The following is a 2,109-nucleotide window of genomic DNA, read 5'->3' on the forward strand; positions in this document are numbered from 1 at the left end:
CGCGAAGATCGCCTGTGCATCCCCCAGCGCGATGTCGTCCGCATGCATCCACGCGGCATAGCGCGGGCTCACGACGAAGGCCCACTTCCCGTCCTGGCTGGTGTGCACGACGACCAGCGGATCGCCGGGGAACAGCGTGCTTTCCTGGAAACGGTCGATGTCAGTGTCGTCGGCGTGGCTGAAGACGCGCAGGTCGGTGGGGAAGCCACGCAGCGCGCTGCGTCGCACGGCCATGCCGTAGCGCGGGGTCACGCTCGCGGGAATGCCTTCGATACGGGCGTTGGCCATCACGGCATCGATCGTCGCGGCCGGTACCTCCTTGCCTTCCACGTCGTACAGCGTCTTCGAGGGCTTGCTGGTCAGTTTGGCGACCCAGCCTTTCACCCGGTCGCGCGGCAGCGTCGCGCCGAGATGGCGGATATCGTGCATGGAGGGATCGAGCCGCATCACCTTGTCGTTGATCGCGGCGATGGCCCGGGTATCGAACACCACGCTATCCGCTGCGCCGGCGCGGGAAACCCAGAACGCAGGATCGAGCTGTGCATCGGTGATGCCGAGGACTCCCGAGGGCGGCGCGACCAGTGCCTGCGGCTCCGCGGCGCGGGCCGCAGTGGCGCCGACGGCCACGGCGAGCATCGCGGCAAGGAGGGTATGGCGGAGGGTGTTCATGCCGAGGTCCATGTCAGGAAGCCAGCGCGGAAAGGACGGAAGCGACGACCAGGCCGTAGCCCGTCCCGAGGATATAACCGAGCAGCGCGAGGAGGATGCCCACCGGCACGAGCGAGCGCGAATAGGTCGCCGCGAGCACCGGCGTCGCGGCCACGCCTCCGATATGGGCCAGCGAGGAAATACCGCACAGGTACAGGTCGAAATGGAACAGCCGGGCGAAGCCGCAAAGGAACACGGCGTGCAGCGCGATGACGGTCACGCCGCAGAGCAGGTACAGCGGCGCGGCGGCGATGCCGGCGAAGCTGCTCTGCGAGGCCAGGACCGCCACGACCGAGATAAGCATCGCGCTGGACACCGACTGCGCACCGGGCAGGCGGGCCAGCGGTGTGTGCGCGGCGACCAGTCCGGCGAAGGTGGCGATGAGGATGGTCCAGGTGGTCGACGACACCATGCTGCCGACCGGCAGGCGCTCGCCGAGCACCGTGGCCAGCGCGGCCACGCCAATGGCCAGCCCCAGCCATAGCAGCACGCTGTCGACCGTGGCCGGGGTGCGTGCCGCTGTCTCGGCGACCGCCATGTCGGCACTGGAGCGCGCGCGGGCCCAGCGGTTGAAGGCGGGCGCGAGGCGGGCGACCGAGAACAGCACCACCACCCACATCGAGTAGCACAGCGCGTCGGTGAGCAAGGTCGTGGCGAGCGAGGTATCGGACATGCCGATGGCCTGCTTCACCGCGATCATGTTGGCCGTGCCGCCCACCCAGCTGCCCGAGAGCGAGGCCAGGGGCTTCCACCCATCGCCCGGCATCCAGTGGCGGAAGATGAGGAAGGCGAGGACGAACGCGGCGAACAGGCTGATCGATGTGCAGGCGAAGACGCCCAGGACGCGCGGGCCCAACCGGAGGATGGCGCGCAGGTCGCAGCTGATCATCAGCAGGAAGAGCAGGGCGGGCACCAGCCGCTTCACCAGCAGCTCCTGGGCACCCTGGATCTCAGCGGAGTGGGTCCACAGGCCGCCCACCGACAGCGCGGTGACCGTGAGGTAGGTGAGCACGATGGGCGGGAGGATTTCGAACACCTTCCAGCCGAAATGCCGTTCGATGGCCGGCCAGAAGCCAGCGGCCAGGAGCATCACGGCCAGGTAAGGCCAAACCGACTCGATCACGCATCCCCTCCCAAGGGTGGTACCGCACGGCGTCGTGGAATATCTATTCCTGACGATCTAGTCGTCAGCATAAATTATTGACCGGCGTTTGCAAGCATGTTACACAGCCAAGACGCACGACCCATCCACCACGGTGCAACGGGGATACCGAACGGTGCAAGCGGCTCTACGACATGTGATCGTCCGCCACGCCCTGGCCGCCTGCCTGGTGGCTGCGGGAGCATCGCGCGCAAGCGCGCTCCCACAGGCGACGTGTGAGCCCCCCAGCTCTTGTGGGA

Annotated in this window: 2 protein-coding genes; both read right to left on the reverse strand. The window is 67.6% G+C overall.

What is annotated here, in order from left to right:
- A partial coding sequence (locus ACTHLF_RS21165) for an SH3 domain-containing protein (protein ID WP_440330202.1) occupies window positions 1-669 on the reverse strand: 669 nt, incomplete at its 3' end.
- A 13-nt stretch (window positions 670-682) separates the two neighbouring features.
- A complete protein-coding gene (locus ACTHLF_RS21170) occupies window positions 683-1,831 on the reverse strand; it encodes a DUF819 family protein (RefSeq protein WP_440330204.1) in 1,149 nt (382 codons plus the stop codon).
- Window positions 1,832-2,109: the final 278 nt, after the last annotated feature.

The organism is Luteibacter sp. (assembly GCF_051958795.1).
Taxonomy (GTDB): Bacteria; Pseudomonadota; Gammaproteobacteria; order Xanthomonadales; family Rhodanobacteraceae; genus Luteibacter.